The 24,334-nt window shown below is 69.4% G+C and carries 22 protein-coding genes and 1 riboswitch; of the genes, 18 read left to right on the plus strand and 4 right to left on the minus strand.

Annotated elements, in window-relative coordinates:
* The first annotated feature begins 206 nt into the window (after nt 1-206).
* From zrgA to ACOYJQ_RS14620, 6 genes are all read left to right on the plus strand, one after another.
* Nucleotides 207-878, plus strand: coding sequence for a zinc uptake protein ZrgA (gene zrgA, locus ACOYJQ_RS14595; protein ID WP_433459380.1), 672 nt, complete (start codon nt 207-209; stop codon nt 876-878).
* Nucleotides 875-1,582, plus strand: coding sequence for an ABC transporter ATP-binding protein (locus ACOYJQ_RS14600; RefSeq protein WP_433459381.1), 708 nt, complete (start codon nt 875-877; stop codon nt 1,580-1,582). Before zrgA ends, ACOYJQ_RS14600 begins: the two co-directional genes overlap by 4 nt.
* Nucleotides 1,579-2,829: an ABC transporter permease gene (locus ACOYJQ_RS14605; protein ID WP_433459382.1), complete on the plus strand. Its 1,251-nt coding sequence runs from the start codon at nt 1,579-1,581 to the stop codon at nt 2,827-2,829. Before ACOYJQ_RS14600 ends, ACOYJQ_RS14605 begins: the two co-directional genes overlap by 4 nt.
* A 19-nt stretch (nt 2,830-2,848) precedes the next feature.
* On the plus strand, nt 2,849-3,358 hold the full coding sequence (locus tag ACOYJQ_RS14610) for a DUF3299 domain-containing protein (protein ID WP_433459384.1): 510 nt from the start codon (nt 2,849-2,851) through the stop codon (nt 3,356-3,358).
* Nucleotides 3,359-3,597: 239 nt separating this feature from the next.
* A complete protein-coding gene (locus ACOYJQ_RS14615; protein ID WP_433459385.1) occupies nt 3,598-4,272 on the plus strand; it encodes a YceI family protein in 675 nt (224 codons plus the stop codon).
* 142 nt (nt 4,273-4,414) lie between these two features.
* The gene (locus tag ACOYJQ_RS14620) at nt 4,415-5,728 is read left to right on the plus strand and encodes a cytochrome b/b6 domain-containing protein (RefSeq protein ID WP_433459387.1); all 1,314 of its coding nucleotides are present in this window, start codon (nt 4,415-4,417) and stop codon (nt 5,726-5,728) included.
* A gap of 6 nt (nt 5,729-5,734) precedes the next feature.
* On the opposite strand, the gene panC is transcribed toward ACOYJQ_RS14620, so the two are convergent.
* Complete coding sequence (gene panC / locus ACOYJQ_RS14625) at nt 5,735-6,589, minus strand: pantoate--beta-alanine ligase (protein ID WP_433459389.1); 855 nt, start codon at nt 6,587-6,589, stop codon at nt 5,735-5,737.
* Nucleotides 6,586-7,431 carry a 3-methyl-2-oxobutanoate hydroxymethyltransferase gene (gene panB / locus ACOYJQ_RS14630; protein ID WP_433459391.1) on the minus strand — a complete coding sequence of 282 codons (846 nt, stop codon included), beginning with the start codon at nt 7,429-7,431 and terminating at the stop codon, nt 6,586-6,588. Before panB ends, panC begins: the two co-directional genes overlap by 4 nt.
* Nucleotides 7,432-7,790: 359 nt before the next feature.
* On the opposite strand from panB, the gene ACOYJQ_RS14635 reads away from it, so the two are divergent.
* Nucleotides 7,791-8,984: an efflux RND transporter periplasmic adaptor subunit gene (locus tag ACOYJQ_RS14635; RefSeq protein ID WP_433459392.1), complete on the plus strand. Its 1,194-nt coding sequence runs from the start codon at nt 7,791-7,793 to the stop codon at nt 8,982-8,984.
* A 4-nt stretch (nt 8,985-8,988) separates the two neighbouring features.
* Nucleotides 8,989-12,129 carry an efflux RND transporter permease subunit gene (locus tag ACOYJQ_RS14640; protein ID WP_433459393.1) on the plus strand — a complete coding sequence of 1,047 codons (3,141 nt, stop codon included), beginning with the start codon at nt 8,989-8,991 and terminating at the stop codon, nt 12,127-12,129.
* A gap of 105 nt (nt 12,130-12,234) precedes the next feature.
* Here ACOYJQ_RS14640 and erpA read toward each other — a convergent pair whose 3' ends face one another.
* Nucleotides 12,235-12,597, minus strand: coding sequence for an iron-sulfur cluster insertion protein ErpA (gene erpA, locus ACOYJQ_RS14645; RefSeq protein WP_433459394.1), 363 nt, complete (start codon nt 12,595-12,597; stop codon nt 12,235-12,237).
* 132 nt (nt 12,598-12,729) lie between these two features.
* On the opposite strand from erpA, the gene ACOYJQ_RS14650 reads away from it, so the two are divergent.
* From ACOYJQ_RS14650 to ACOYJQ_RS14695, 10 genes are all read left to right on the plus strand, one after another.
* Nucleotides 12,730-13,968, plus strand: coding sequence for a deoxyguanosinetriphosphate triphosphohydrolase (locus ACOYJQ_RS14650; protein ID WP_433459396.1), 1,239 nt, complete (start codon nt 12,730-12,732; stop codon nt 13,966-13,968).
* 64 nt (nt 13,969-14,032) lie between these two features.
* Nucleotides 14,033-15,796 carry an arginine--tRNA ligase gene (gene argS / locus ACOYJQ_RS14655; RefSeq protein WP_433459397.1) on the plus strand — a complete coding sequence of 588 codons (1,764 nt, stop codon included), beginning with the start codon at nt 14,033-14,035 and terminating at the stop codon, nt 15,794-15,796.
* A gap of 158 nt (nt 15,797-15,954) precedes the next feature.
* Entirely contained in the window at nt 15,955-17,661 is a 1,707-nt protein-coding gene (locus ACOYJQ_RS14660; protein WP_433459398.1) for an SPOR domain-containing protein, read from the plus strand.
* 16 nt (nt 17,662-17,677) lie between these two features.
* Nucleotides 17,678-18,835 (plus strand): beta-N-acetylhexosaminidase, encoded by a 1,158-nt coding sequence (gene nagZ / locus ACOYJQ_RS14665; RefSeq protein WP_433459400.1) that lies wholly within the window; start codon nt 17,678-17,680, stop codon nt 18,833-18,835.
* A 37-nt stretch (nt 18,836-18,872) separates the two neighbouring features.
* Nucleotides 18,873-19,715 carry a segregation and condensation protein A gene (locus tag ACOYJQ_RS14670; protein ID WP_433459401.1) on the plus strand — a complete coding sequence of 281 codons (843 nt, stop codon included), beginning with the start codon at nt 18,873-18,875 and terminating at the stop codon, nt 19,713-19,715.
* Nucleotides 19,715-20,338: an SMC-Scp complex subunit ScpB gene (gene scpB / locus ACOYJQ_RS14675; RefSeq protein ID WP_433459402.1), complete on the plus strand. Its 624-nt coding sequence runs from the start codon at nt 19,715-19,717 to the stop codon at nt 20,336-20,338. Before ACOYJQ_RS14670 ends, scpB begins: the two co-directional genes overlap by 1 nt.
* Nucleotides 20,339-20,399: 61 nt before the next feature.
* Nucleotides 20,400-20,498: riboswitch (TPP riboswitch) on the plus strand.
* Entirely contained in the window at nt 20,488-21,627 is a 1,140-nt protein-coding gene (gene thiO / locus ACOYJQ_RS14680; RefSeq protein WP_433459404.1) for a glycine oxidase ThiO, read from the plus strand. Its footprint overlaps the riboswitch before it by 11 nt.
* Before the next feature lie 45 nt (nt 21,628-21,672).
* Nucleotides 21,673-21,885, plus strand: coding sequence for a sulfur carrier protein ThiS (gene thiS / locus ACOYJQ_RS14685; RefSeq protein WP_433459405.1), 213 nt, complete (start codon nt 21,673-21,675; stop codon nt 21,883-21,885).
* A gap of 20 nt (nt 21,886-21,905) precedes the next feature.
* Nucleotides 21,906-22,706 (plus strand): thiazole synthase, encoded by an 801-nt coding sequence (locus ACOYJQ_RS14690; protein ID WP_433459406.1) that lies wholly within the window; start codon nt 21,906-21,908, stop codon nt 22,704-22,706.
* Nucleotides 22,703-23,320: a thiamine phosphate synthase gene (locus ACOYJQ_RS14695; RefSeq protein WP_433459407.1), complete on the plus strand. Its 618-nt coding sequence runs from the start codon at nt 22,703-22,705 to the stop codon at nt 23,318-23,320. The genes ACOYJQ_RS14690 and ACOYJQ_RS14695 overlap by 4 nt, the downstream gene beginning before the upstream one ends.
* Here ACOYJQ_RS14695 and ACOYJQ_RS14700 read toward each other — a convergent pair.
* The gene (locus tag ACOYJQ_RS14700; protein ID WP_433459581.1) at nt 23,301-24,317 is read right to left on the minus strand and encodes a P1 family peptidase; all 1,017 of its coding nucleotides are present in this window, start codon (nt 24,315-24,317) and stop codon (nt 23,301-23,303) included. The genes ACOYJQ_RS14695 and ACOYJQ_RS14700 overlap by 20 nt on opposite strands.
* Nucleotides 24,318-24,334 lie beyond the last annotated feature (17 nt).

Consider the following 24,334-nt stretch of genomic DNA (forward strand, 5'->3'; position numbering starts at 1 on the left):
CGCGGCCCCGGTCCCCGACGGGGGCCGCCGGCATATGGGCCATTATGTCATAATAGCATTACGTTATTATATTACCGGAATGCATGCCAAATTCGTGTACGCGACGGTTCCGCGAGCATCCGGCTGTTGGAAGGCGCGCCGTCTGTCATCGGGCCGGATCGGTCGACCGTCACGAGAGAGCCGCCGCAACCGGGAAAGGAACCCGCATGAAACGCCTTGCAATCGCAACGCTCGCGCTGTTCGCCGCAACCTCCGCTTTCGGCGAGGAACGCCGGGAACTCGGCGCCCATGAGCACGGAGTCAGCCGGCTCGATGTCGCCGTCGAGGGCAACCGCATCTCGGCCGAACTCCACGCGCCGGGCGCCGACATCACGGGTTTCGAGCATGAGGCCGAAAGCGCCGAGGACCGCGCCGCGCTGGAGCGCGCCATCGCCACGCTCGAAAAGCCCCTCGATCTGTTCGTGCTGCCGCAGGAGGCGCAATGCACGGTGACGGAGGCGAAGGCGCATCTCGAAGGCGAGGGCGAGCACGATCATGGGCATGAGGCCCATGAAGGTGAGAAAACGGCCGGCGAGAAAACGGCCGGTGGGCATGCTGACGACAGGCATGCGCATGATGAGGAGAAGCCCGGCGAGGAGAAGCACGGGCATGACGATCACGCGCATGAAGGCGGCGAAGGGGCGCAGCACAGCGAATTCCACGCGGAATACGTGCTGACCTGCGCCAATCCCGCGGCGATCGCGCGCATCGAATTCGCCTATTTCGAGGCGTTCCCGAACGCGCGCGAGATCGAGATCCGTCTGGTGACGGAGAAGGGCGCGCAGAGCTTCGAGGTGCGGCGCGAGGCGCCGGCACTCGATCTCAAGGGGCGGATGTGACCTTGGAAGAAGACGGGAAAACGCTGGTCGTCGAAGGCGCGCGGTTTCGCTGGCCGGGCCGCGCATCGTTCGGCCTCGGCGTGCCGCATCTCGTCATCGGGGCGGGCGAGACTGTTCTTCTGCTGGGCGAAAGCGGATCGGGGAAGTCCACGCTGCTGTCGCTCGTCTGCGGGATCGTGGCGGCGCAGGCCGGCAGCGTCCGGGTCTGCGGCACCGATCTCGCCGCGCTCGCGCCCGGCGAGCGGGATCGCTTCCGGGCGGAGCATATCGGTGTGATCTTTCAGCAGTTCAACCTGCTGCCCTATGCCTCGGTGCGGGACAACATCCTGCTGCCGCTGCGCTTCGCGCCGCGCCGCCGCGCGCGGGCGGGCCATGGCGGAGAGGCGGCGGCGCGGCTGTGCGCGGCGCTCGGCCTCGCGCCGGAGGTGCTCGCGGTGCCGGCGGGAAGGCTCAGCGTCGGCCAGCAGCAGCGCGTCGCCGTGGCGCGGGCGCTGATCGGCCGCCCGCCGCTCATCGTGGCGGACGAGCCGACCTCGGCGCTCGACGCCGGCACGCAGAACGCTTTTCTCGATCTGCTGTTCGGCCAATGCCGGGAAGCGGGCTCCACGTTGCTGATGGTCAGCCACGACGCGCGCATCGGCGCGCGCTTCGACCGCGTGCTGCACCTGCCCGACGTCGCGGCGGCGGAAAGGGCGGCGGCATGATCCTGCGCCTCGCCTTCGCCTCGCTTCTCGCGCGCGCGCTCACCGTCGGCATGACGGTGCTGGCCATCGCGCTGTCGGTGGCGCTGTTTCTGGGCGTCGAGAAGGTGCGGACGGGGGCGCGGGCGAGTTTCGCCGATACGATCTCGAACACCGACCTGATCATGGGCGCGCGCTCCGGCTCGGTGCAACTGCTGCTTTATGCCGTCTTTCGCATCGGCAACGCCACCAACAACGTCACCTGGAAAAGTTATCAGGAGATCGCCGCCCGGCCGGAGGTGGACTGGATCGTGCCGATCTCGCTCGGCGACAGCCACCGCCAGTTCCGCGTCATGGGAACGACGCCGGCGTTTTTCGACCGCTACCGGTATCGCGGCGGCCGCCCGCTCGCCTTCGCGCAGGGCAAGGGGCTCGACGATCTTTACGACGCCGTGGTCGGGGCGGATGTCGCCGCGGCGCTGGGTTATGCGGTGGGCGATCCGATCGTCGTCGCGCACGGGCTGGCGTCCTTCGCGGAACATGCCGATCAGCCTTTCCGCGTGGCCGGGGTTCTGGCCAAGACCGGCACGCCGGTCGACCGCACGGTGATCGTGAGCCTCGAGGCGATCGAGGCCATTCATGTGGACTGGCGCGGCGGCGCGAAGCTTCCCGGCCAGACGACGCCGGTGGAGGCCATTCGCGGGATGGACCTGACGCCCTCCGCCGTCACGGCGGCGTTGATCGGCGTGAAATCCCGCCTTCAGGTCTTCCAGCTCCAGCGCCGGATCAACGACTATCCCGGCGAGCCGCTGCTCGCCGTGCTGCCCGGCCTTGCGCTTCAGGAACTGTGGCAGATCGTCGGCGTGGCGGAGATGGCGCTTGTCGGCGTTTCCGGCATGGTCATCGTCACCGCTCTCATCGGCATGATGGCGATGATCTTCGCCAGCCTGAACGAGCGCCGGCGCGAGATGGCGATCTACCGCGCCATGGGCGCGCGCCCCGTCACGATTCTCGGGCTGTTCGTCCTTGAGGCCGTGCTGATCGCGGCGATCGGCGCTATGCTGGGCGCGGCGGTGCTGTATGCCGGGCTGGCCGTGGCCCGGCCGTGGATCGACGCGGCTTTCGGCCTCTGGCTGCCGATGGAGGGGCCGGGCGGGCGCGAGGCGCTCGCGCTGCTCGCCGTGGTCGCGGCGGCGGCGCTCGTGAGCGTGCTGCCGGCGCTGCGCGCCTACAGGCTCTCGCTCGCGGACGGCATGATGGTCAGGATATGACGAACCGGCGAGGTCCGAAATGATGAACATCCTTCTTTCCCGGCGCGGCTTCGGCATCGGGCTGTCCGCCGTGCTGCTGCCGGCGGGCCAGGCCCGCGCGCGGGAAGTGATCGAACTGACGTGGGACGATCTGCTGCCGCAGGGCGCGGCGCCCCTCGCCGCCGCGCTTCGCGGCGTTGTGCAGCACGAGGCCGCGACGCTCGCGCAGCAGCAGCCGGTTTCATCGGGGTTTCGCACCGACTGGAACGGCAAGACCGTGCGCATGCCCGGCTTCGTCGTGCCGCTCGATCATGCCGGCGTCGGCGTGACGACCTTTATTCTGGTTCCCTATGTCGGCGCCTGCATCCATGTGCCGCCGCCGCCGGCGAATCAGCTCGTTCTGGTCACGACGAAACGGCCCTACGAGATCCGGGATCTGTTCGATCCGGTGAAAGTCACCGGCGTGCTCTCCGCCTCGGAGACGGCCACCGAACTCGCCGAGATCGGCTATGCCCTCTCGGCGGAGAGGATAGAGGCCCACAAGCTCTGATCCTCCCGCGCCGGGCCGGTATTCCGCCCGCGAAGATAGTTCTGTCCGAAACAAAAAGCGATGCGCCGGACTGTTCATCAGGACAGTCGCGCAAGCCGGCGCGCATGTGTCGCGAAGCACATGTCATGGAGAATCGTTGTTTGCGGACAGCGAGTTCACAACATTGTCAGTTTGCCTCCCCGGTGCGCCGCCTTACAGCATTATATTGTCGATTGCCATTCACATACCGGGAAGCTGCGATGAATAAACGCCATATCCTTACCGTGACATTGTTGGCCGGTCTGTCCGCCGTTGCCGGCATTGCCCAGGTTTCCGTCAATCCGGCGTCCGCGCAGGCTGTGGAGATCAAGTCTCCCGCCGGCGTCTACAAGCTCGACGCGACGCATGCGGCGCTGCTGTGGACCTTCAGGCATCTCGGGGTCTCGAACTACACGGGCCGTTTCGAGAAACTGGAGGCGACCCTCACGCTCGATACGGCGAACTGGGAGGCTTCCTCCATCGAGGTCACGATCGACCCGAGGTCCGTGCAGACGGCTTATCCGGCCGATTACAAGGCGGTCCACGCCAAAAGCGCTTACGCGACGTGGAGCGAGGACATCAGCCGCAATCCCCGCTTTCTGAACAGCGACAATTTCCCAAGCATCACCTTCAAGTCCACCAAGGTGGAAAAGACCGGGCCGCAGACGGCGCGGGTGACGGGCGATATGACCTTCCTCGGCGTGACGAAGCCGGTGACGCTCGACGCAACCTTCGTCGGCGAACTCGAAAGCCATCCCTTCCTGGGCGTTCCGGTGCTGGGGCTGACGGCGGAAGGCCGTTTCAAGCGTTCCGACTTCGGGCAGCCGGTCGGCGGCCCGGCCGGCGATGAGGTGACGATCCGCTTCGACGGCGAGTTCATCCGTCAGGCGCAATAACGCTTTCGGCCGATGAGCCCGGCTCGTCGGCCGAAGCCGCACCCGGCGCGGCGCTTGAGCGAGGCCGCGCGGCGCCGGGCGAGGACCGGGCCGGCGAGCCGATGGCGCGCCGCATCGAACGGCTTTTCGGAGTTTGCCCAGGATGCCGACAGAGCGTTCAGCGGCCCGCTATACGAGCGTGGCCATCATTCTGCATTGGATCATCGCGCTGCTGGTGATTGCCATGGCGCCGATGGGTTGGTGGATGGTGGACGCCATCGGCGATCCGGCCAGCCAGCAGACGGCCTATCAGGTCTTCCAGCTTCACAAGTCCATCGGCTTCGCGATTCTGGCGCTCACGCTGGTCCGGCTGGCATGGCGCCTCGCCCATCCCGCCCCCGCGGCGCCCGGCGGCACGCAGGGCTGGGCGATCTTTCTCGCCCACGCCACGCATGTCGCCTTCTACGGTCTTCTGATCGCGCTGCCGCTGACGGGCTGGATTTACGTATCCGCCGGCTGGGCCGTCGGCGTCGACCGGCCGCTGAACGTCGCGACATCCTGGTTCGGGCTGCTGCCGATTCCCCATCTGCCGGGGTTCGAGGGCGAGCGGGCCGTCGCCTTCGGCGCCATGGGCGCGCACGGCCTGCTGGTCTGGGGCGGCGTCGTGCTCGTCGCCATGCATGTCGGCGCGGCGCTGAAGCATCAGTTCATCGATCGCGACGGCGTGCTGGCGCGGATGGTTCCCTTCCTGCGCCGGCACGATACCGGGCACGACGGCGGATCCGGCGCGGCCGGCGGCTCGGGCGCGGTCGCGACCGCCGCGGGCCTTGCCGCGGTCCTCGTGCTGTCCGGGGCCGGCTGGGCGCTGAACCGGCCCGCGCCGCCGGCGCATGCGCCAGCGCCCGCCGCCGCGCCGGCCGTCGTCGCGGAAACCGTCGCGCCAGCGCCCGCGCCGGTGGAAAATGCCGCATCCGCCACGGCGAAAGCCTGGACGATCGACAAGGCCGGTTCGAGCATCGCCTTTTCCGGCACGCACACAGGCGAGGCTTTCGAGGGCCGTTTCGAGGATTGGGACGGCGATATCCGCTTCGATCCGGCCGATCTCGGGGGATCGAAAGTCGTGGTGCGGATCAGGACGGCTTCCGCCCGCACGGGCGACGCCACGCAGGAAAACTCCCTGCGCACCGGCGAGTGGTTCAACGCGGACCGTTTCCCGGAGGCCGTTTTCGAGGCCGGCACGTTCCGCTCTCTCGGCGAACACCGCTACGAGGCCGGCGGCACGCTTACCATCAAGGGCAAGCCTTTCCCGGTCGTGCTGCCTTTCCGTCTGACGATCGGCGACGCCGGGGCGAGCATGGAGGGCGAGGTCGATCTCGACCGCACCGCGCTCGACCTCGGCATGTTCTCCGACGCCGCAGCGGAATGGGTGTCGAAGACGATCAGGGTCAAGGTCGCGGTGCGGGCGACGCCGGCGTGAGCGGGATCAGGGGGCCGCGCCGATTTCGAGATTGTCGATGAGGCGCGTTTCGCCGAGCCATGCCGCCGCGAGAAGACGCGCCGGCCGGTCGAGGCTCTCCAGCGGCGCGAGGTCGTCTTCCGCGCGCAGTTCCAGATACTCGACGCTATCGAAGCCCGCCGCGACGACGGCGGCTTTCGCCTCGTCGAGCGCCGCGCGCGCGGGCTCGCCCGCCGCGAGCCGTCGCGCGGCGGCGGCCAGAATCCGCACCAGCGCCGGCGCGACGGCGCGCTGGGCCGCCGACAGCCGCACGTTGCGCGACGACAGGGCGAGCCCGTCCGCCTCGCGCGCGGTGGGGCAGGCGACGATCTCTATCGGAATGTCGAGATCGCGCGCCATGCGCCGGACCACATGGAGTTGCTGAAAATCCTTCTCGCCGAAAAAGGCCAGATCCGCGCGGGTCTGGAGGAAGAGTTTCGCGACGACGGTCGCCACGCCGTCGAAATGACCCGGCCGGAAGGCGCCGCAAAGCCCTTCGCTGACGCCGCTCACCGACACGCTCGTGGCGAAGCCCGGCGGATAGATCTCGGCCGCATCCGGCGCGTAGAGCATGTGCGCGCCGAGCGGGCCGAGTTTGCGCGCGTCTTCCGCCTCGGTGCGGGGGTAGGCGGCGAGGTCGGCCGCGCTGTTGAACTGCCGGGGGTTGACGAACAGCGTCACGATCACCTTTTCGGTCCGGCCGAGCGCCGCGCGCACGAGGCCGAGATGCCCCTCGTGCAGCGCGCCCATGGTCGGCACGACGGCGACGCGCGCGCCCTCGCGCCGCCAGCCGGCGACGGTGGCGCGAAGTTCCGCGAGGGTGCGCACGACAGGCGTGCTCATGCCGCGCCTCCCTTGCGAACCGCCTTCGGCGTATCGCCGAACACGTGGTCGGCGGCGGGAAAGCGGCGCGCCCGCACATCGGCGGCGTAGGCCGCGACGGCCTTGTCCGCCTCCGCGCCCAACTCGGCGTAACGCTTGACGAATTTCGGGCGGAAATCCGTGAACGCGCCCAGCATGTCGTCGACAACGAGAACCTGCCCGTCGCAGGCCGGCGAGGCGCCGATGCCGATGGTGGGAACGGCGATCTCCGCCGTGATGCGGCGGGCGAGCGGCTCCGGCACCTTTTCGAGCACGACGGCGAACGCGCCGGCTTCCGCGACGGCCGCGGCGTCGCGCGCCACCCGGTCGCCGTCCTCGCCGCGGCCCTGCACGGCATATCCGCCGAAGGCGTTGACGGCCTGCGGCGTGAGGCCGACATGCGCCATCACGGGAATGCCGCGCGCGGTGAGGAAGCCGATGGTTTCGGCCATGTGCCGCCCGCCTTCGAGCTTGACCGCGCCGCAGCCCGTCTCCGTCATGACGCGCGCCGCGTTGCGGAACGCCTGCTCCGGCCCTTCCTCGCAGGAGCCGAAAGGCATGTCCACGACCATGAGCGCACGCTCCACGCCTCTTCTCACCGCCCGCCCGTGCATGATCATCATGTCCAGCGTCACGCCGAGCGTCGACGGCAGGCCGTGCAGCACCATGCCGACGCTGTCGCCGACGAGCACCACGTCGCAATGCGCGTCGACCAGCTTCGCCATCGGCGTCGTATAGGCGGTGAGGCAGACGAGCGGCGTCACGCCCTTGAACCTCATCGCCTGCGGCGGCGTCAACGCCGTCTTCACTCCGGTTGCGCTCAATTGGCCCTCCCTCCCGCATCAAACCGGAAATGGAAGTCATTTCCGGGTGATTTTGATGCTAGTATAAACAGTTGTTAAAATTTTCGGCTTGCGTCCGATGCAGTCGGCTCCGGCTTCGGACGCTCATCCGTTCGTTTCGCCCGGCGGGGGCGTTTCCCCGCGATCCAGACGGATGCGCGGCAAAGGATAACGGACATTATCATCCGTATCGTCATCCCGAAAGGCCGTCGCCGAAAATCGTCGCCGGCTAAAAAGCGCTTGCGCTACCGGCGTTTACAGTGAGACTGTAAGCATGTATAGACGGTCGGGCTCACGGTGCGGCTGCGTTCGGGAGCGTCTGAATCCGGGGGGATGCATTCATGATCGCTTTCGTCGCGCGCCGGGTGGCGCGGATCGTCGGTATCGGCCTGATCGGTGCCGGCTTCGTCGTGGCGCCGGCCGGGCAGGTGTTCGCGCAGGCGCCGGCACAGGCGGCCCCGGCGGTGGGCGTGGTGCCGGCCGCCGCGCAGACCATGAACGAGAGCACGGAGGTCGCCGGGCGCGTGGAAGCGCGCGAGCGGGTCGATCTCCTGGCGCGCGTCACCGGTTTTCTGGAAGAGCAGGCGTTTCGGGAAGGCGCGGAGGTCAAGGCCGGCGACGTGCTCTATCGCATCGAGCGCGGCCCCTACCAGGCCGCGGTGGATGCGCAGGCGGCGCTGCTGGACCAGGCGAAGGCGCAGCTCACGAACGCCGATATCACGCTGAAGCGCGCGCAGGAGCTTCTGGCCCGCAACGCCGGGCCGCAGTCGAACGTGGATAACGCGCTTGCCGCCGAACTCAGCGCCAGGGCGCAGGTGTCGCTGGCCGAGGCCCAGCTTCGCGCGGCGCAGATCAACCTCGACTACACCGAAATCCGCTCGCCGGTCGACGGCCGCATCGGCCGCACCGCGGTCACGCAGGGCAACGTCGTGGGGCCGAATTCGGGCGTTCTGGCGACCATCGTCAGCCAGGACCCGATGTATGTGACGTTTCCGATCTCGTCGCGCCAGATCCTCGAACTCGGCGACGAGCAGCGCGCCGTCGGCGGCAAGGGGCTGAACGTGCGGCTCAGGCTGGCGGACGGCTCGCTCTACAGCGAGGTCGGCAAGCTCGACTTCATCGATACCACCGTCTCGCAGGATACGGATACGATCCTGCTGCGCGGCGTGATCGCCAATCCGCCGCTTCCTTCCTCCGGCAACAATGTCGGCACGGCGCGCAGGCTCACCAACGGCGCGTTCGTGACCGTCGTGCTCGAATCGGTCGAGCCGACGAAATATCTGGCGGTGCCGCGCTCCGCGATCCTCTCCGACCGGCAGGGCGATTACGTCTTCGTCGTCGACGGCGAGAACAAGGCGCAGCAGAAGCGCGTGCGCCTCGGCCAGTCGACGCCGCTCGTCGCCGCCGTCGTCGACGGCCTGAACGAAGGCGACAGCGTGATCGTCGAGGGCATCCAGAACGTACGTCCGGGTGAGCCGGTTTCGCCCGCGCCGGCCAGTCCGTCGGCTGCCGCCGCTGCACAGCAGCGGAGGTGATGCCGTGATTTCATCCGTCTTCATCCGCCGGCCGCGCCTGGCCATCGTCATCGCGATCGTCATCTCCATCGCCGGCCTGCTCGCGCTGACGCGCATTCCGGTGGCGCAATTGCCGGATATCGTGCCGCCGCAGGTCAAGGTGAGCGGCTTCTATCCCGGCGCCTCCGCCGATGTGGTGGAAACCGCCGTGGCGCAGCCGCTCGAGGCGAAGATCATCGGCGTCGACAACATGCTCTACATGAAGAGCACCAGCGGCGCGGACGGCTCCTACAGCCTCACCGTGAGCTTCGCGCTGGGTTCCGACCCGGACATGAACACGGTCAACGTGAACAACCGCGTCCAGACCGCGTTGTCCAGCCTGCCGCCCGAAGTGCAGCAGCAGGGGCTGACGGTGCAGAAGCAGTCGTCGTCGATCCTGCAATTCATCATGCTGACGAGCGACAACCCCTCGCACGATCAGCTTTTCCTCACCAATTACGCCACGATCAACATTCTCGACAGCCTCGCCCGCACGCCCGGCGTGGGATCGGCCTCGCTGTTCGGCCGCATGAACTACTCGATGCGGATCTGGTTCGACATCCAGCGCCTCACCAGCCTGGGCCTCATCCCTTCCGACATCACGCGCGCGATCGCCGCGCAGAACGTGCAGGCGCCGGTGGGCCGCATCGGCGCGCAGCCGGTGCCGGGGGATCAGCAGTTCCAGTTCAACGTCTCGACCCAGGGGCGGCTGACGACGGCCGAGGAATTCGGCGCCATCGTGCTGCGCGCCAACCCGGACGGTTCGGTGCTGCGCGTGCGGGATGTCGCGCGCGTGGAACTCGGCGCGCAGAACGAGGACACGACGAGCCGTCTCGACGGCGGCGAGGCGGTCGCGATCGGCATCTATCAGGCGCCGGGCGCCAACGCGATCAGCGCGGCGCAGGCGATCAGCGCGACGCTGGAAGACCTGGGCAAGCGCTATCCCGAGGGCATGCGCTCCCAGATCGTGTTCGACACCACCACCTTCGTGAACGCCACCATCGAGGAAGTGATCAAGACGCTGTTCGAAGCCTTCGTGCTGGTGGCGGCGGTGGTGTTCATCTTCCTCGGCAACTTCCGCGCCACCCTCATCCCGATCATCGCGGTGCCGGTCAGCCTGGTCGGCACCTTCGCGGTGCTGCTGGCGCTCGGCTTCTCGGCCAACACCGTGTCGCTGCTGGCGCTGGTGCTGGCGATCGGCATCGTCGTCGACGACGCCATCGTCGTCGTGGAGAACGTCGAGCGCGTGATGGAGGAGGAGCCGGGGCTGACGCCGGCGCAGGCGGCCGAGAAGGCCATGAACGAGGTGACGGCGCCGATCATCGCGGTGACTCTGGTGCTGCTGTCGGTGTTCGTGCCGATCGGCTTCATTCCGGGCATCTCCGGCGAGCTGTTCCGGCAGTTCGCCGTCACCATCAGCGTGTCGATGGTGATTTCCGCCGTCAACGCGCTCACGCTCTCGCCCGCGCTCTGCGCCGTGCTGCTGCGGCACGGCGGGCCGCGGCGCGGCCTGATGGGCTGGATCGGCGCCCGCATCGACAACGTGCGCGACGGCTACGCGGCGCTGGTGCAGCGCCTCGTGCGTGTGGCCGCGCTCTCGCTCGTGGCGGTGGCGGCGCTCGGCTTCGGCGTCTTCTCGCTGTCGAAGGTCACGCCGACCGGCTTCCTGCCGGAAGAGGATCAGGGCGCGTTCTTCGTCAACATCCAGTTGCCCGACGGCGCATCGACCAACCGCACCCTCGCGGTGACGGAGGAGGTCGAGGCGTTTCTCGGAAAGATGCCGCAGGTCGAGCACGTCACGTCGATCATCGGCTATTCGTTCCTTGACGGTTACTCGGCGAGCAATGCCGCCTATCTCGTCGTCACCCTGAAGGATTTCGCCGACAGGCCGGCCGCGCAGGATTCCGTGCAGGCGCTGCTTCGCGAGGTTTTCGGCGCGTCGATGCACATCCGCACCGCGAGCGTGCTGCCGCTCAACCTGCCGCCCGTCGTCGGGCTGTCGACGAGCGGCGGTTTCGAATACCAGTTGCAGAACCTCGAAGGGGCCGAGCCGGTGGAGATGGCCAGCGTCGTGCAGGCGCTGGTGTCGGCCGCCAACCAGGACAAGCGCCTGTCGCGCGTGTTCTCGACCTTCCGCGCGACAACGCCGTCGATCTATCTCGATATCGACCGCGAGAAGGCGCAGGCGCTGGGCGTCAGCGTCAGCGACATCTTCTCCACGTTGCAGGCGACGTTGGGCGGGGCCTACATCAACGACTTCAACCTCTATGGCCGGACGTGGCAGGTGAACCTCCAGGGCAATGCGCCCGACCGGCGCGACGTGGATGCGCTGTGGAACATCTACGTGCGCAACAGCAAGGGCGCCATGGTGCCGCTGCGCTCCATCGCCAGCGCGCGCACGGAAGTGGGGCCGCAGGTCGTCACCCGCTACAACAACTACCGGTCGGTGACGATCAACGGCAGTCCCGCTCCCGGCGTGTCTTCCGGCGAGGCGATGGCGGCCATGGCGGAGGTGTCGGAAAAGACCCTGCCCGTGGGCTACAGCTTCGAATGGACGGGCACGGCCTATCAGGAGCAGGGCACCAGCGGCCAGACCACCGTCATCATGGCGCTGGCGATCCTGTTCGCCTACCTGTTCCTTGTCGCGCTCTACGAGAGCTGGACGATCCCGGTGCCGGTGCTGCTGTCGGTGACGGTGGGCATTCTGGGGGCGTTCGTCGGCCTGCTCGCCTTCGGTCTGACGCTCGATCTCTATGCGCAGATTGGCCTTGTGGTGCTGATCGCGCTGGCGGCGAAGAACGGCATCCTGATCATCGAGTTCGCGAAGGAGCGGCGCGAGGCGGGGCTCGGCATTTCGGAGGCGGCGGTGCTCGGCGCGAAACTGCGCTTCCGCGCGGTGATGATGACGTCGATCGCCTTCATTCTCGGTCTCGTGCCGCTGGTGCGCGCGCATGGCGCGTCCGAGATCGCCCGGCATAACGTGTCGACGCCGGTGTTCGCCGGCATGATCGCCGCGAGCCTTTTCGGCATCTTCCTCATCCCGATGCTCTACGTCACGTTCCAGACGATTCGCGAAAAGGTGAAAGCGCGCTTCGGCGCCGGAAACACGGGGCATGCCGCGCCGTGATGCCGCGATCGGCGGCGCGGTTCGGCCAGAGTGGCCGCTGCTGCGGGAATGAGAGCCTGTCGGCGCTTCATCGCGGAGCTGACAGGCTCAGGCCCTGCGTTGCGCTCAGATGGAAAACGACGTGCCGCAGCCGCAGGAGGCCGTGGCATGGGGATTGTCGATCTTGAACGACTGGCCGATGAGGTCGTCGACGAAATCGAGCACCGAACCGTCCATATATTGCAGGGAGACGGAATCGACGAGCACGACCGCGCCGTCCTTTTCCACCACCGTGTCGTCGTCGTTGCGCGTCTTCTCGATATCGAAGGCGTACTGAAAGCCGGAGCAGCCGCCGCCGTTGACGCTCACGCGCAGCATCGCGCCCTCGGGCTCCTTCGACAGCACGCGCCGGATGCGTCGCACCGCGCTGTCCGTCAGCGTGATCGGGGAAGCGAGGGTCGTGGCAACCGGAGAGGTGACGATCGTCATGGCATTGCAACCTTTATCTTGCGATATTGGCCCTTAAATTAGTGCGCGTGGCCGGCCGCTGCAACGGGCGGGAAGGAATGGCCGCTCCCGGATCGGGGAATGCGGGCGCGGGGCAGCAGAGGATTCGGTGTCTTGAACGCTTTCGATAAAGCCATATTCAGGCGGCCCTTGCATGGCGAGCGCTGGCGCGCGCCGTGGTCGAGCGATCCCGCGCGCACGCGCGGCAGGCTGTTCGCCGAAGATTCGTCGCCGACGCGCTCCGACTTCCAGCGCGACCGCGACCGCATCATCCATTCCACCGCCTTTCGCCGCCTGAAGCACAAGACGCAGGTGTTCGTCTATCACGAGGGCGATCATTATCGCACGCGCCTCACGCACACCATCGAGGTGGCGCAGATCGCCCGTGCGCTGGCGCGCGCGCTGGGGCTCGACGAGGATCTCGCGGAGGCGCTGGCGCTGTCGCACGATCTCGGCCACACGCCTTTCGGCCATACGGGCGAGGAAGCGCTCGACGCCTGCATGCGCGGCTTCGGCGGGTTCGACCACAACGCGCAGGCGCTGCGCATCGTCACGCGGCTGGAGCGCCGCTACGCCGGCTTCGACGGCCTCAACCTGACATGGGAGACGCTGGAGGGGCTCGTGAAACACAACGGGCCGTTGTGCGACGGCGAGGGCAGGCCCTTCGGCCGTTACGCGGCGACCGGCGTGCCGGGCGCGATTCTCGAATACGACGCCATCCATTGCCTCGATCTGTCGACCTATGCCAGCGCCGAGGCGCAGGCGGCGGCGCTGGCCGACGACATCGCCTATGACGCGGCCGATATCGACGACGGCCTGCGCGCCGGCCTGTTCACGCTCCCCGGCCTGCGCGCCATTCCCTTCATCGCGGACTTGCTGGACGAGATCGAGGCGCGTCATCCGGGCCTTGAGACTTCCCGCGTCGTGCATGAGCTGGGGCGGCGCATCATCACCCGTTTCGTGGAGGATGTCATTCGCGAGAGCGAGCGCCGCATCGCGGAACGCGCGCCTGCGGATGCCGACGCCGTGCGCCGCGCCTGCGCGCCCGTGGTGGCGTTCTCGCCGGCGATCGTCGCGGCGGACAGGGATATCAAGGCGTTCCTGTTCACGCACATGTACCGCCACCCGCGCGTCGTGCATGTGCGCGAGGGCGCGGACCGGGTTGTGCGCGACCTGTTCGAGCGCCTTCTCACGGAGCCGCGCCTGATGCCGCAGGAGTGGCAGCAGGGGCTCGCGGATGCGGACGAGGCCCGCGTGCGCCGGCGGGTGGCCGATTATCTCGCCGGCATGACCGACAGTTATGCGCTCGATGCGCATCGGCGACTGTTTGACGACACCCCGGAATTGCGATAGGGCGCGTAGTTTGGGCGTGGAGCGGGGCCGGCACGGAGCCGGCCGGCGGCGCATCGAGGCATTCATGAACATTTTCGACATCTATCAGCACCGGCTTGTCGCCGTCATCGGGCAACTGGCGGCGGAGGGAAAGCTTCCGCAGGGGCTTGACCTGTCGCGGGTGGTGGTGGAGCCGCCGCGCGACGGGTCCCATGGCGATCTCGCCACCAATGCCGCGATGGTGCTCGCCAAGCCCGCCGGCACCAATCCGCGCGCGCTGGCGCAGCTCATGGTGGTGGCGTTCGCGCGCGACGAGGGCGTGGAAAGCGCCGAAGTCGCCGGGCCGGGCTTCATCAACCTGCGGCTGAGGAACGACGTGTTCCACAAGGTTCTCGGCGCGGTGCTCGCGGCCGGGCCCGATTTCGGCCGCGGCGCGCCGAAGCCGGAGCGGCCGATCAACGTGGAATACGTCTCCGCCAACCCCACCGGGCCGATGCATGTGGGCCACGGGCGCGGCGCGGTGTTCGGCGATGCGCTCGCCGCGCTGCTCGCCTTCGCGGGCCATGCGGTGACACGCGAATACTACATCAACGACGCCGGCGCGCAGGTGGACGTGCTGGCGCGCTCCGTCTTCCTGCGCTATCGCGAGGCGCTGGGCGAGAAGATCGGCGCCATACCGGAGGGCCTCTATCCGGGCGATTATCTCGTGCCCGTCGGCAGGAAGCTGGCCGACGGGCACGGCCGCTCGCTGCTCGACAAGCCGGAGGAAGAGTGGCTGCCGCTGGTGCGCGACGTGGCCATCGCCGCCATGATGGACATGATCCGCGACGATCTCGCCGCGCTCGGCGTGCGCCACGACGTCTTCTTTTCGGAGCGCACGCTGCACGAAGGCGGCCGCAACGGGGCGATCAACGCCGTCATCAGTGATCTGGAGGCGCGCGGCTATGTCTACAACGGCCGTCTGCCGCCGCCCAAGGGCCAGTTGCCCGAGGATTGGGAGGACCGCGAGCAGCTCCTGTTCCGCGCCACCGAGGTGGGCGACGACATCGACCGGCCGCTGATGAAGTCCGACGGCAGCTATACCTACTTCGCCGCCGACGTCGCCTATCTGCGCGACAAATACGCGCGCGGCTTCAAGGAGCTGGTCTATGTGCTGGGGGCCGATCACGGCGGCTACGTCAAGCGCCTGCAAGCGGTCGGCCGCGCCGTCGGCGGGGATGACGTGAAGGTGATAGCGCTGCTCGCCCAGCTCGTGAAGCTGCTGCGCGACGGCGAGCCGGTGAAGATGTCGAAGCGCGCCGGCAGCTTCGTCACCCTGCGCGAGGTGATCGACGAGGTGGGGCGCGATGCGGTGCGCTTCATGATGCTCTACCGCAAGAACGACGCGCCGCTGGACTTCGATCTCGCGAAGGTGGTGGAGCAGACCAAGGACAACCCGGTCTTTTATGTGCAGTATGCGCATGCGCGTTGCGCCTCGATCTTCCGCCAGGCGCGCGAGACCTTGCCTGATCTCGACATCGCGAAAGAAAAACTCGCCCGTGCTTCCTTCGGCGTCTTGGCGGACGAGGCAGAGATCAATATATTGAAGCTGATGGCGCAATATCCGCGCGTGATCGAGGCGGGCGCCCAGAATTACGAGCCGCACCGGCTGGCGTTCTATCTGTATGAGCTGGCGGCGGCGTTCCATGGGCTGTGGAACCGGGGCAAGGATTCGCCGCAATTACGGTTTGTTAATCAAACTGACACAGAGTTGACGGCGGCGAGGCTGGCTCTCGTGGAGGCCGTCCGGTCGGTTCTTGCGTCCGGGCTGACCGTTCTGGGAGTGGCCGCGCCGGATGAAATGCGCTGAAGGATGCGGACGCGGCGCTCTTCGTGAGTGGGTGGCTGTTCGACGGTTGGCGTGAATGTGGTGGTGGACGGGCCTTGCCGCGCTTCGGCGTCGGGTTGGCTTCGTCATATTGCCCGTCTGGTATGATCCGGGCGTGTCTGAAGGATCGGACTGCACCCATGAGTAAGAACAGCAGAGCCTACGCCATGCGCGATACAGACGGCCCCGAAGAGCAGAACCGGCGCATCGCATCGCGCGCGCGCAACGAGGATCCGCTGGCGGAACTGGCGCGCATCGTCGGGCAGGGCGGCCCGGCGGCTGCGCCGCGGCCGGCGGAGCCTTATGCTCCGGCAGGCGCCGGCGGCCAGCAATTCGCCGGCGGCCAGCAACCCGCCGCCGGCTCCCAGCCCGATTGGGTGAACGAGATCGAGCGCGCCTTCGCGCACCTCGGCCCGCGCGCGGGCCAGCCCCAGCCCCAACCCCGGCCGGAACAGCAGGGGGCGGCGATGCCCGAATGGCTCCGCAGTCCGGCGGTGCCCGTGTTGCCGGTGCCTCCCGGACCGGGGCCGGAAGTCTATGCGCGGGAGTTCAGCCAGGCGCTGGACGGCGCGTCCGACGCCGCCGTGGCGGCGGGCGGCTATTATGCGCAGGATGCCTACCAGCTTGCCGCCGGCGGCCAGGACGGCGGCTATCCCGCCGACGCGCAGCGCGCGCCGGAATGGGACGAAGGCCATGATACGCCGGCGGCCTCCGTCGGCGGCGGCTACGGCGCCTATGCCGACGACGGCCGCGCGCCCGAACCCGCCGAGGCGGAATACGACGAGCAATATTATGCTGATTCCGCCTATGCCGCGCCTGTCGCGCGCCGCAGGCGCGGGCTGGTGATCGCGGCGGTCGCGCTCGGTCTCGGCGCGGTGGCGGTGGCGGGCACGCTGCTCTTCAGGGGCGGAGGCAGCGCCGTCGACGGCGAGCCGCCGGTGATCGCCGCCGACAGCGCGCCCGTGAAGGTCGAGCCCGAAACGCCGGGCGGGGCGGAGATCCCCAACACCAACAAGGCGATCTACGAACATACCAATCAGGCGCCCTCCGGCGAGGATGCGGTGGTCGTCGACAACCGCGAGCAGCCTGTCGATATCGGCCAGTTGCTGACCCAGCAGGCCGCGCCGGAGCAGCCGGCGGAAACGACGACCACGACCACCACCACGGCGCGCGGGGCGGCCGATGTCACGCTGCCGGAAGCGCCGGAGCCCACGAGCCCCGCCATCGTGGCGCTCGGCGAGCCCAAGCGCGTGCGCACCGTCTCCGTGCGGCCGGACGGCAGCATCCTGCCCTCCGGCGGGCCGGCCGCGCCGCAGGCGCCCGCCGTTGCCGCGCCGACCATCGAGCAGCTCGCGACGGCGACGCCCGAGGCCGCGTCTCCCGCCACGCCGGTCGTTTCCGCGCCTTCGGTCGCGGAGCCTGCGGCATCGGTCCCGGCTGTCGCCGCGCCGTCCGTGATGCCCGTGCCGCGTCCGGCCGGCGTCAACCGCCCGGCGACGCGCGCGCCCTTGCAGATCGCGCCGATGCAGATCTCGCCGCAGGCCGGCCCCGCCGGCCAGCAGGTCGCCGCCACGCCGCAGGAAGCCGCGCCGCAGGCCGCCGGAGGCGGCTTCACCGTGCAGCTTGCCGCGCCGGGCAGCGAGAGCGAGGCGCGCAACCTGTTCGCCAATCTCCAGCGCCAGCATGGCGAGCTTGCGGGCTATTCGCCCAATATCCTGCGGGCGCAGACCGGCGGCCGCACCATCTATCGCCTGCGCGTCGGGTCCTTCCCCTCGCGCGATGCGGCGACGGCCCTGTGCGTGCGCATCCAGGCTTCCGGCGGCCAGTGCTTCGTGGCGCGCAACTGACGGGCGCCGGGATGTCATGAGGGCGCTCGTTCTGGGCTGTTCCGGCCCGACGCTGACGGACGAGGAGCGTGCGCTTTTCGCGGATGCCGATCCGTGGGGGTTCATCCTCTTCCGCCGCAATATCGTTTCACCCGCGCAGGTGCGGGCGCTGACGGCGGCGCTGCGCGCCTGCGTCGGCCGGCCGGACGCGCCGGTTTTCGTCGATCAGGAGGGCGGGCGCGTCCAGCGTCTCGGGCCGCCGCATTGGCCGCCCTATCCGCCGGGCGCGATTTACGGCCTGATGGAGCCGCAGGAGGCGCGTCGCGGGGCGCGTCTGATCGCGGCGGACCTGCGGGCCGTGGGCATCACCGCCAATTGCGCCCCCGTGCTCGATGTGCCGGCCGAGGGAGCCAGCGACGTGATCGGCGATCGCGCTCTCGCGGCCGATCCGCAGCGCGTCGCCGTGCTCGGCCGCGCGGCGGTGGAAGGATATCTCGCCGGCGGGGTGTTGCCGGTCGTCAAGCACATTCCGGGCCACGGGCGCGGCAACGCCGACAGCCACCGGGCGCTGCCGGTGGTCGACACGGGCGAGGCGGAACTCGACGCGCGCGACTTCGCGCCGTTCCGCGCGCTGGCCGATGCACCCGTCGCGATGACGGCGCACGTCGTCTACAGCGCCATCGATCCCGACAATCCCGCCACCGTCTCGCCCGCCGTCATCGCGCGCGTCATTCGCGGCCGCATCGGTTTTCATGGGCTGCTGCTGACGGACGATCTGTCCATGAACGCCCTCTCGGGCACGATCGGCGCGCGCGCGCAGGCGGCGCTGGCCGCCGGCTGCGATATCGCGCTGCATTGCAACGGCCTGCTGTCCGAAATGCGGGAGCTTGCCGCGCTCGCTCCGCCGCTTGCCGGCGAAGCCGCCGCCCGCGCGCGTCATGCGCTCGACCTCATCCGCCGCGCGCCGGCGGCGTTCGATCCTGTGCAGGAGCCGGCGGCGTTCGATCCTGTGCAGGAGCCGGCGGCGTTCGATCCTGTGCAGGAGCCGGCGGCGTTCGATCCTGTGGATGAGCGCGCGCGGTTCGATGCGGCCGTGGCGGCCGCCCTTGCAAAGCGCGGCTTCCCGGCCGATCTTCTGGCGGATGCGCCGAAGCCGGGCGACCCCACCGAAGGGGCCGCGCCCGTCGGCGCGTGAGGCGGTGCGCGACCGGCTGCCGCCGCGACGGGAGGGCATGACGAGAGTGGCCGACGGGGCATTCCGCGCGGATATCGCGGCGGACGATTTCGACGCGGGACGGCGCGAGGCGGAGCCCGCGCTGATCGTCGATGTCGACGGCTTCGAGGGGCCGCTCGATCTGCTGCTGGAACTCGCCCGCCGCCAGAAGGTCGATCTGGCGCAGATTTCCATTCTGGCGCTGGTGGAGCAATATCTCGCCTTCATCGAGGCCGCGCGCCAGTTGCGCCTCGAACTCGCCGCCGACTATCTCGTCATGGCGGCGTGGCTCGCCTTCCTGAAATCCCGCCTGCTGCTGCCCGCGCCCGCGCCGGCGGAAGAGCCGGTGGCGGAAGATCTCGCCACGGTGCTCGCCCTGCGGCTGCGGCGTCTGGAGGCGATCCGGCGCGCGGCGCAGCAACTCGCCGACAGCCCCCGCCTCGGGCGGGATGTGCTGGCGCGCGGCGCGCCGGAGGAAATGGCCATCGTGGAGCGTCCGAAATGGGACGTCTCGCTGTTCGCCCTGCTGCGCGCCTACACCGACAACCGCCAGCGCACCGCCAACGCCCGCGTGACCTTGCAGCGGCGCACGGTATGGTCTCTCGCCGAGGCCCGCGAGGCCTTGCAACGTCTGGTCGGCGGCGCGCGGGACTGGACGGCGCTCGATCCCTGGCTCGAAAGCTTCATGGCGACGCCGGGCATGCGGGCCACGGTGCGCGCCTCCGCGCTCTCGGCGACGCTGGAAATGGTGCGCGAGGGCCGCATCGAACTGCGGCAGGACGCGCCCTTCGCGCCCCTGATGTTGCGCTGTCGGCCGAAAGAGCCCGATGTCGAGCCCGATGCCGCGCGGGAGGTCGCCTGATGGAAGGCGATGCGCCGCGGGACGTGTTCGTCGAAGGCCGTGCTTTACGCGTGATCGAGGCGATCCTGTTCGCCTCGCGCGAGCCGGTGGCGGAGGCGGACCTCGCCGCCCGTGTTCCCGCCGGGACCGATCTCGGGGCGCTTCTGATCCGTCTCCAGGCGGATTACGCCGGCCGCGGCGTCGTGCTCGTCCGGGTTGCGGGAAAATGGACGTTCCGCACCGCGCCCGATCTCGCGCCGGCGCTGGTGCGGGAGGTGGAGGCGCCGCGCAAGCTTTCCCGCGCGGCGCTCGAAGTGCTGGCGATCATCGCCTATCACCAGCCGGTGACGCGGGCGGAGGTGGAGGAAATCCGCGGCGTCGCCACCTCGCGCGGCACGCTGGACACGCTGATGGAGACCGGCTGGATCAGGCTGCGCGGCCGCCGGCGCACGCCCGGCCGGCCCGTGACCTACGGCACGACGCCCGAATTCCTGTCTCATTTCGGCCTCGCCTCCCTCGACGACCTGCCCGGCCTCGAAGACCTGAAGGGGGCCGGCTTTCTGGACGGCCGGCTGCCGCGCGGCTTCTCGATTCCCACGCCGAGAGACGGCGATGCGCTGCACGACGACGAAGAGGCGCTGTAGCATCGAGGCCCCTTCTGCGTGTTACCCCCTTGCCAAAGTCGGCAAAAGAGACGATGTTCCACTAAAGGCACTGGGGTGCCGCGCGTCGGGCGCGGCTGAGACTATACCCATCGAACCTGTCTGGGTCATGCCAGCGTAGGGAGAAGCCGTTGGTCGCGTATTCATCTGATTCATCCGTCATCATTGTCGGTGCCGGCGTCATCGGTCTGTCGATCGCGTGGCGGCTGGCGCGGCGCGGCGTCCGCGTGACGGTTTTCGACAAGGGCCGGGCCGGGAGCGGCGCGAGCCATGCGGCGGCGGGCATGCTCGCCGCCTGCACCGAGCTGGAGCCGGGCGAGGAATGGCTGCTGCCGCTCAACCGCCGCAGCCAGCAGTTATGGCCCGCCTTCGCCGCGGAACTCGAAAGCGCCGCCGGCCTCCCCGTCGATCTGCGGGAGGAAGGCACGCTGCATGTGGCGCTGAACGCCGACGAGCAGGCGCGGCTGCGCCATCATCTCGCCTTGCAGGAAAAAACCGGCCTGCCGGTGACGTGGCTGTCGGGGCGGGAGGTGCGCGACCGCGAGCCGATGCTCGCCGGTGCGACGGGCGCCGTCTGGAGCCCGCAGGACCATCAGGTCGACAACCGCAAGCTCGCCGCCGCCCTGCGCGCGGCCGCCACCGGCGCGGGCGTCGATCTGCGCGAGGAAACGCCGGTCGAGCGCATTCTGGTCGCGGACGGGCGCGCCGCCGGCGTGGAGGCCGGCGGAGAGCGGCATGAGGCGTCCGTCGTCGTGCTGGCGGCGGGCGCGTGGTCGCGCGGCATCGGCGGGCTCACGCCCGATGCCCGCCCGCCCGTGCGCCCCGTGAAGGGGCAGATGCTGGCGCTCGGCATGGATGCCGCCAACCCCTTGATCCGGCATGTCGTCTGGGCCTCCGGCGTCTATCTGGTGCCCCGCCGCGACGGGCGTCTCATCGTCGGCGCGACAGCGGAGGAGCGCGGCTTCGACGACCGGCTGACGGCGGGCGGCATCCTGTCGCTGTTGCAGAACGCCTGGCGCGCGCTGCCCGGCGTCGAGGAACTGCCGCTGATCGAGACATGGGCGGGCTTCCGCCCCGGCAGCCGCGACGACGCGCCGATCCTGGGGCCGGGGCCGGTCGACGGCCTCGTCTACGCCACCGGCCATCACCGCAACGGCATCCTGCTGACGCCGGTGACGGCCGACATCGTGTCGCGCTTCATCCTCGACGGCGCGCTCGATGCGCTGGCGCGGCCCTTCGCGCTGGAACGTTTTCGCCCCGTCGCGGCATAAACGGAAGAACAAGGACGGAAGAACAGGGACGAAGTGGATCGGGACATGAGTGAAATTCAGGTGCGCGTCAACGGCAGGAGCGAGCAGGTCGCGGATGCGACGCTGGCCTCCGTGCTCGTGCGCCATGCCATCGCCGCCGATACGCGCGGCGTCGCGGTGGCGCTCAACGGCGCGGTGCTGCCGCGCGACAGGTGGATGCGGACCATGCTGAACGCCGACGATCGCATCGAGATCGTGCAGGCGCGGCAGGGCGGGTGAGCGCGGTGGCGACGGATATCATGGTAACGGACATCACGGCGACGGATATGCAGGACGATCCGCTGGTGATCGCCGGGCGGACTTTCACATCGAGGCTCTTCCTCGGCACGGCGGGCTATCCCAGCCAAAAAGTGATGCTGGATGCCGTGAAGGCCAGCGGCACGCAGATGACCACGGCGTCCATCCGCCGCATCGATCTTTCCGGCGCGGCGGAAACGCTCGTGGATGTGCTGGCGGGTTCGGTGCATTTCCTGCCCAACACGGCGGGCTGCCAGACGGCGCGCGACGCCGTGCTGACGGCGGAACTGGCGCGCGAGGCGCTCGGCACCGACTGGGTGAAGGTGGAGGTGGTGGGCGACCGCGAGCTGCTCTATCCCGATGTCGAGGAATTGCTGCGCGCCACCGCCGAACTTGTCGACAAGGGTTTCGTGGTGCTGCCGTACTGCACCGACGACCCGATCGCCTGCCGCAAGCTCGCCGATGCCGGGGCCGCCGCCGTCATGCCGCTCGGCTCGCCGATCGGCTCGGGCCTCGGCATCTCCAATCCGCATATGATCGAGATGATCTGCGCCAGAAGCCCGGTGCCGGTGGTGCTGGACGCCGGCATCGGCACGGCCTCCGACGCCGCGCTCGCCATGGAGCTCGGCTGCGCCGCCGTGCTGCTGAACACCGCCGTTTCGAAAGCGAACGATCCGGTGCGCATGGCCGCCGCCATGAAGCATGCGGTGGCGGGCGGGCGTCTCGCGCATCTCGCGGGGCGCATTCCCAGGCGCCGCAACGCGGAAGCGTCGAGCCCGCAACTCGGCCTCATCGAATCGTGAGGCTGCCCGCGCCGCCGCTGCTCGTCGTCACCGACAGGCATCAGCTTGCCGGCAGCATGGCGACGATGGCGGAGGCGGTATTCGCGGGCGGCGGGCGCTGGATCAGCCTGCGTGAAAAAGATCTCCCCGCCGACGATCAGGTGCGGTTGGCGCGCGACCTCCGCCGGCGGGCGCAGGCTTGCGGCGCCTGCGTCACGGTGCATGGCTCGCCGGAGGTCGCACGGCAGGCGGGCGCGCGTGGCGTGCACCTGCCGGAAGCCGGCGATGCGGCGGCGGCGAGAGGAATGCTGGGCGAAGACGCGCTGATCGGCCAGTCGGTGCATACGCTCGCGCAGGCGCGCGCCGCCGATCCGGCCCATGTCGACTACATCATCGCCGGCCCGGCCTTCGCCACGGCCAGCAAGCCGGGTTATGGCCCCGTGCTCGGCGAGGCGGGGCTCGCCGCGATCGTGGCGGTGTCGCGCGTGCCGGTGATCGCCATCGGCGGCATCGACGCGGTTTCCGCTCCCCGTTGCCGGCAGGCTGGCGCGGCGGGCCTCGCCGTCATGGGCGGGGTGATGCGCGCCGGCGATCCCGCGGCCGAAGTGCGGGCGCTCATCGCGTCGCTGGGCTGAACCTGTCGCGCCACGCCGGCAGAGCGCCCGGGAAGGGAAGGGCGGTCGCCTCGAAAATGCCCCGTGCGATGGCGCGGGCGAGACAGTCGGCGGCGGCGACGCCGATGGCCGACAATTCATAGGGCGAGGGGCGGAGCGGCCGCCGGCCGGTGGCGGCGGCGAATACCGTATCGCCGTCCAGCAGCGCGTGCGAGGGGCGCAGCGCGCGCGCCATGCCGTCATGGGCGGCGAGGGCGAGGCGCTTCGCCTGCGCCTTGGTGAGCGTGGCATCGGTGGCGACGATGGCGATGGTCGTATTCTCGCCGGGCCCGCCCTTGAAGCGCGGTATCAGCGCCTGCGCCGGGATCGAGGCCGGCAGGCCGAGCCCGCCGAACTCGTCGCCCTGCTCGTAGGGCGCGGCCCAGAAATGCGGGCCGTCGCCGATCACGCCCGATCCCACCGCGTTGACGACCGCGAGAGCGCCGACCCGGTGACCCTCCGCCGTCACCGTGCCGGCGGAGCCGACGCCGCCCTTCAGGTCGACGGTGGTGGCGCCGAGGCCCGCGCCCACCGTTCCCAGCGCGAACGGGCCGGCGGAGGCGAGCGCTTCTTCCACGGCAAGTTCGGCGAGCCGCCGGTGGGGCGGTTCGCCGATGCCGGCGGCCCACGGCTTGTCGCCGCCGTTCAGGAGATCGAACACCACCGCCTGCGGCACGAGCGGCACCCGCGCGCTCGCAACGGCGAAGCCGCGCCCGTGGCGCGCCAGCGCGCTCATCGCGCCGCCCGCCGCATCGAGGCCGAAAGCCGAACCGCCGGACAGCACGATGGCGTCTATCGCCTGCACCGTCATCTCCGGCTCCAGCAGGGCGGTGTCGCGCACGCCGGGGCCGCCGCCGAGAATGGCGAGCGAGGCGACCGCCGGTTCGTCGAACACCGCGACGGTGACGCCCGTCGCCGCCGCCGCGTCGTGGGCGTGGCCGACGCGCAGGCCCGGCACGTCGGTGATCAGGTTATGCATGTCGTTCATCGGTCGTC

The organism is Pseudochelatococcus sp., from assembly GCF_050946405.1.
Lineage (GTDB): Bacteria > Pseudomonadota > Alphaproteobacteria > Rhizobiales > Beijerinckiaceae > Pseudochelatococcus.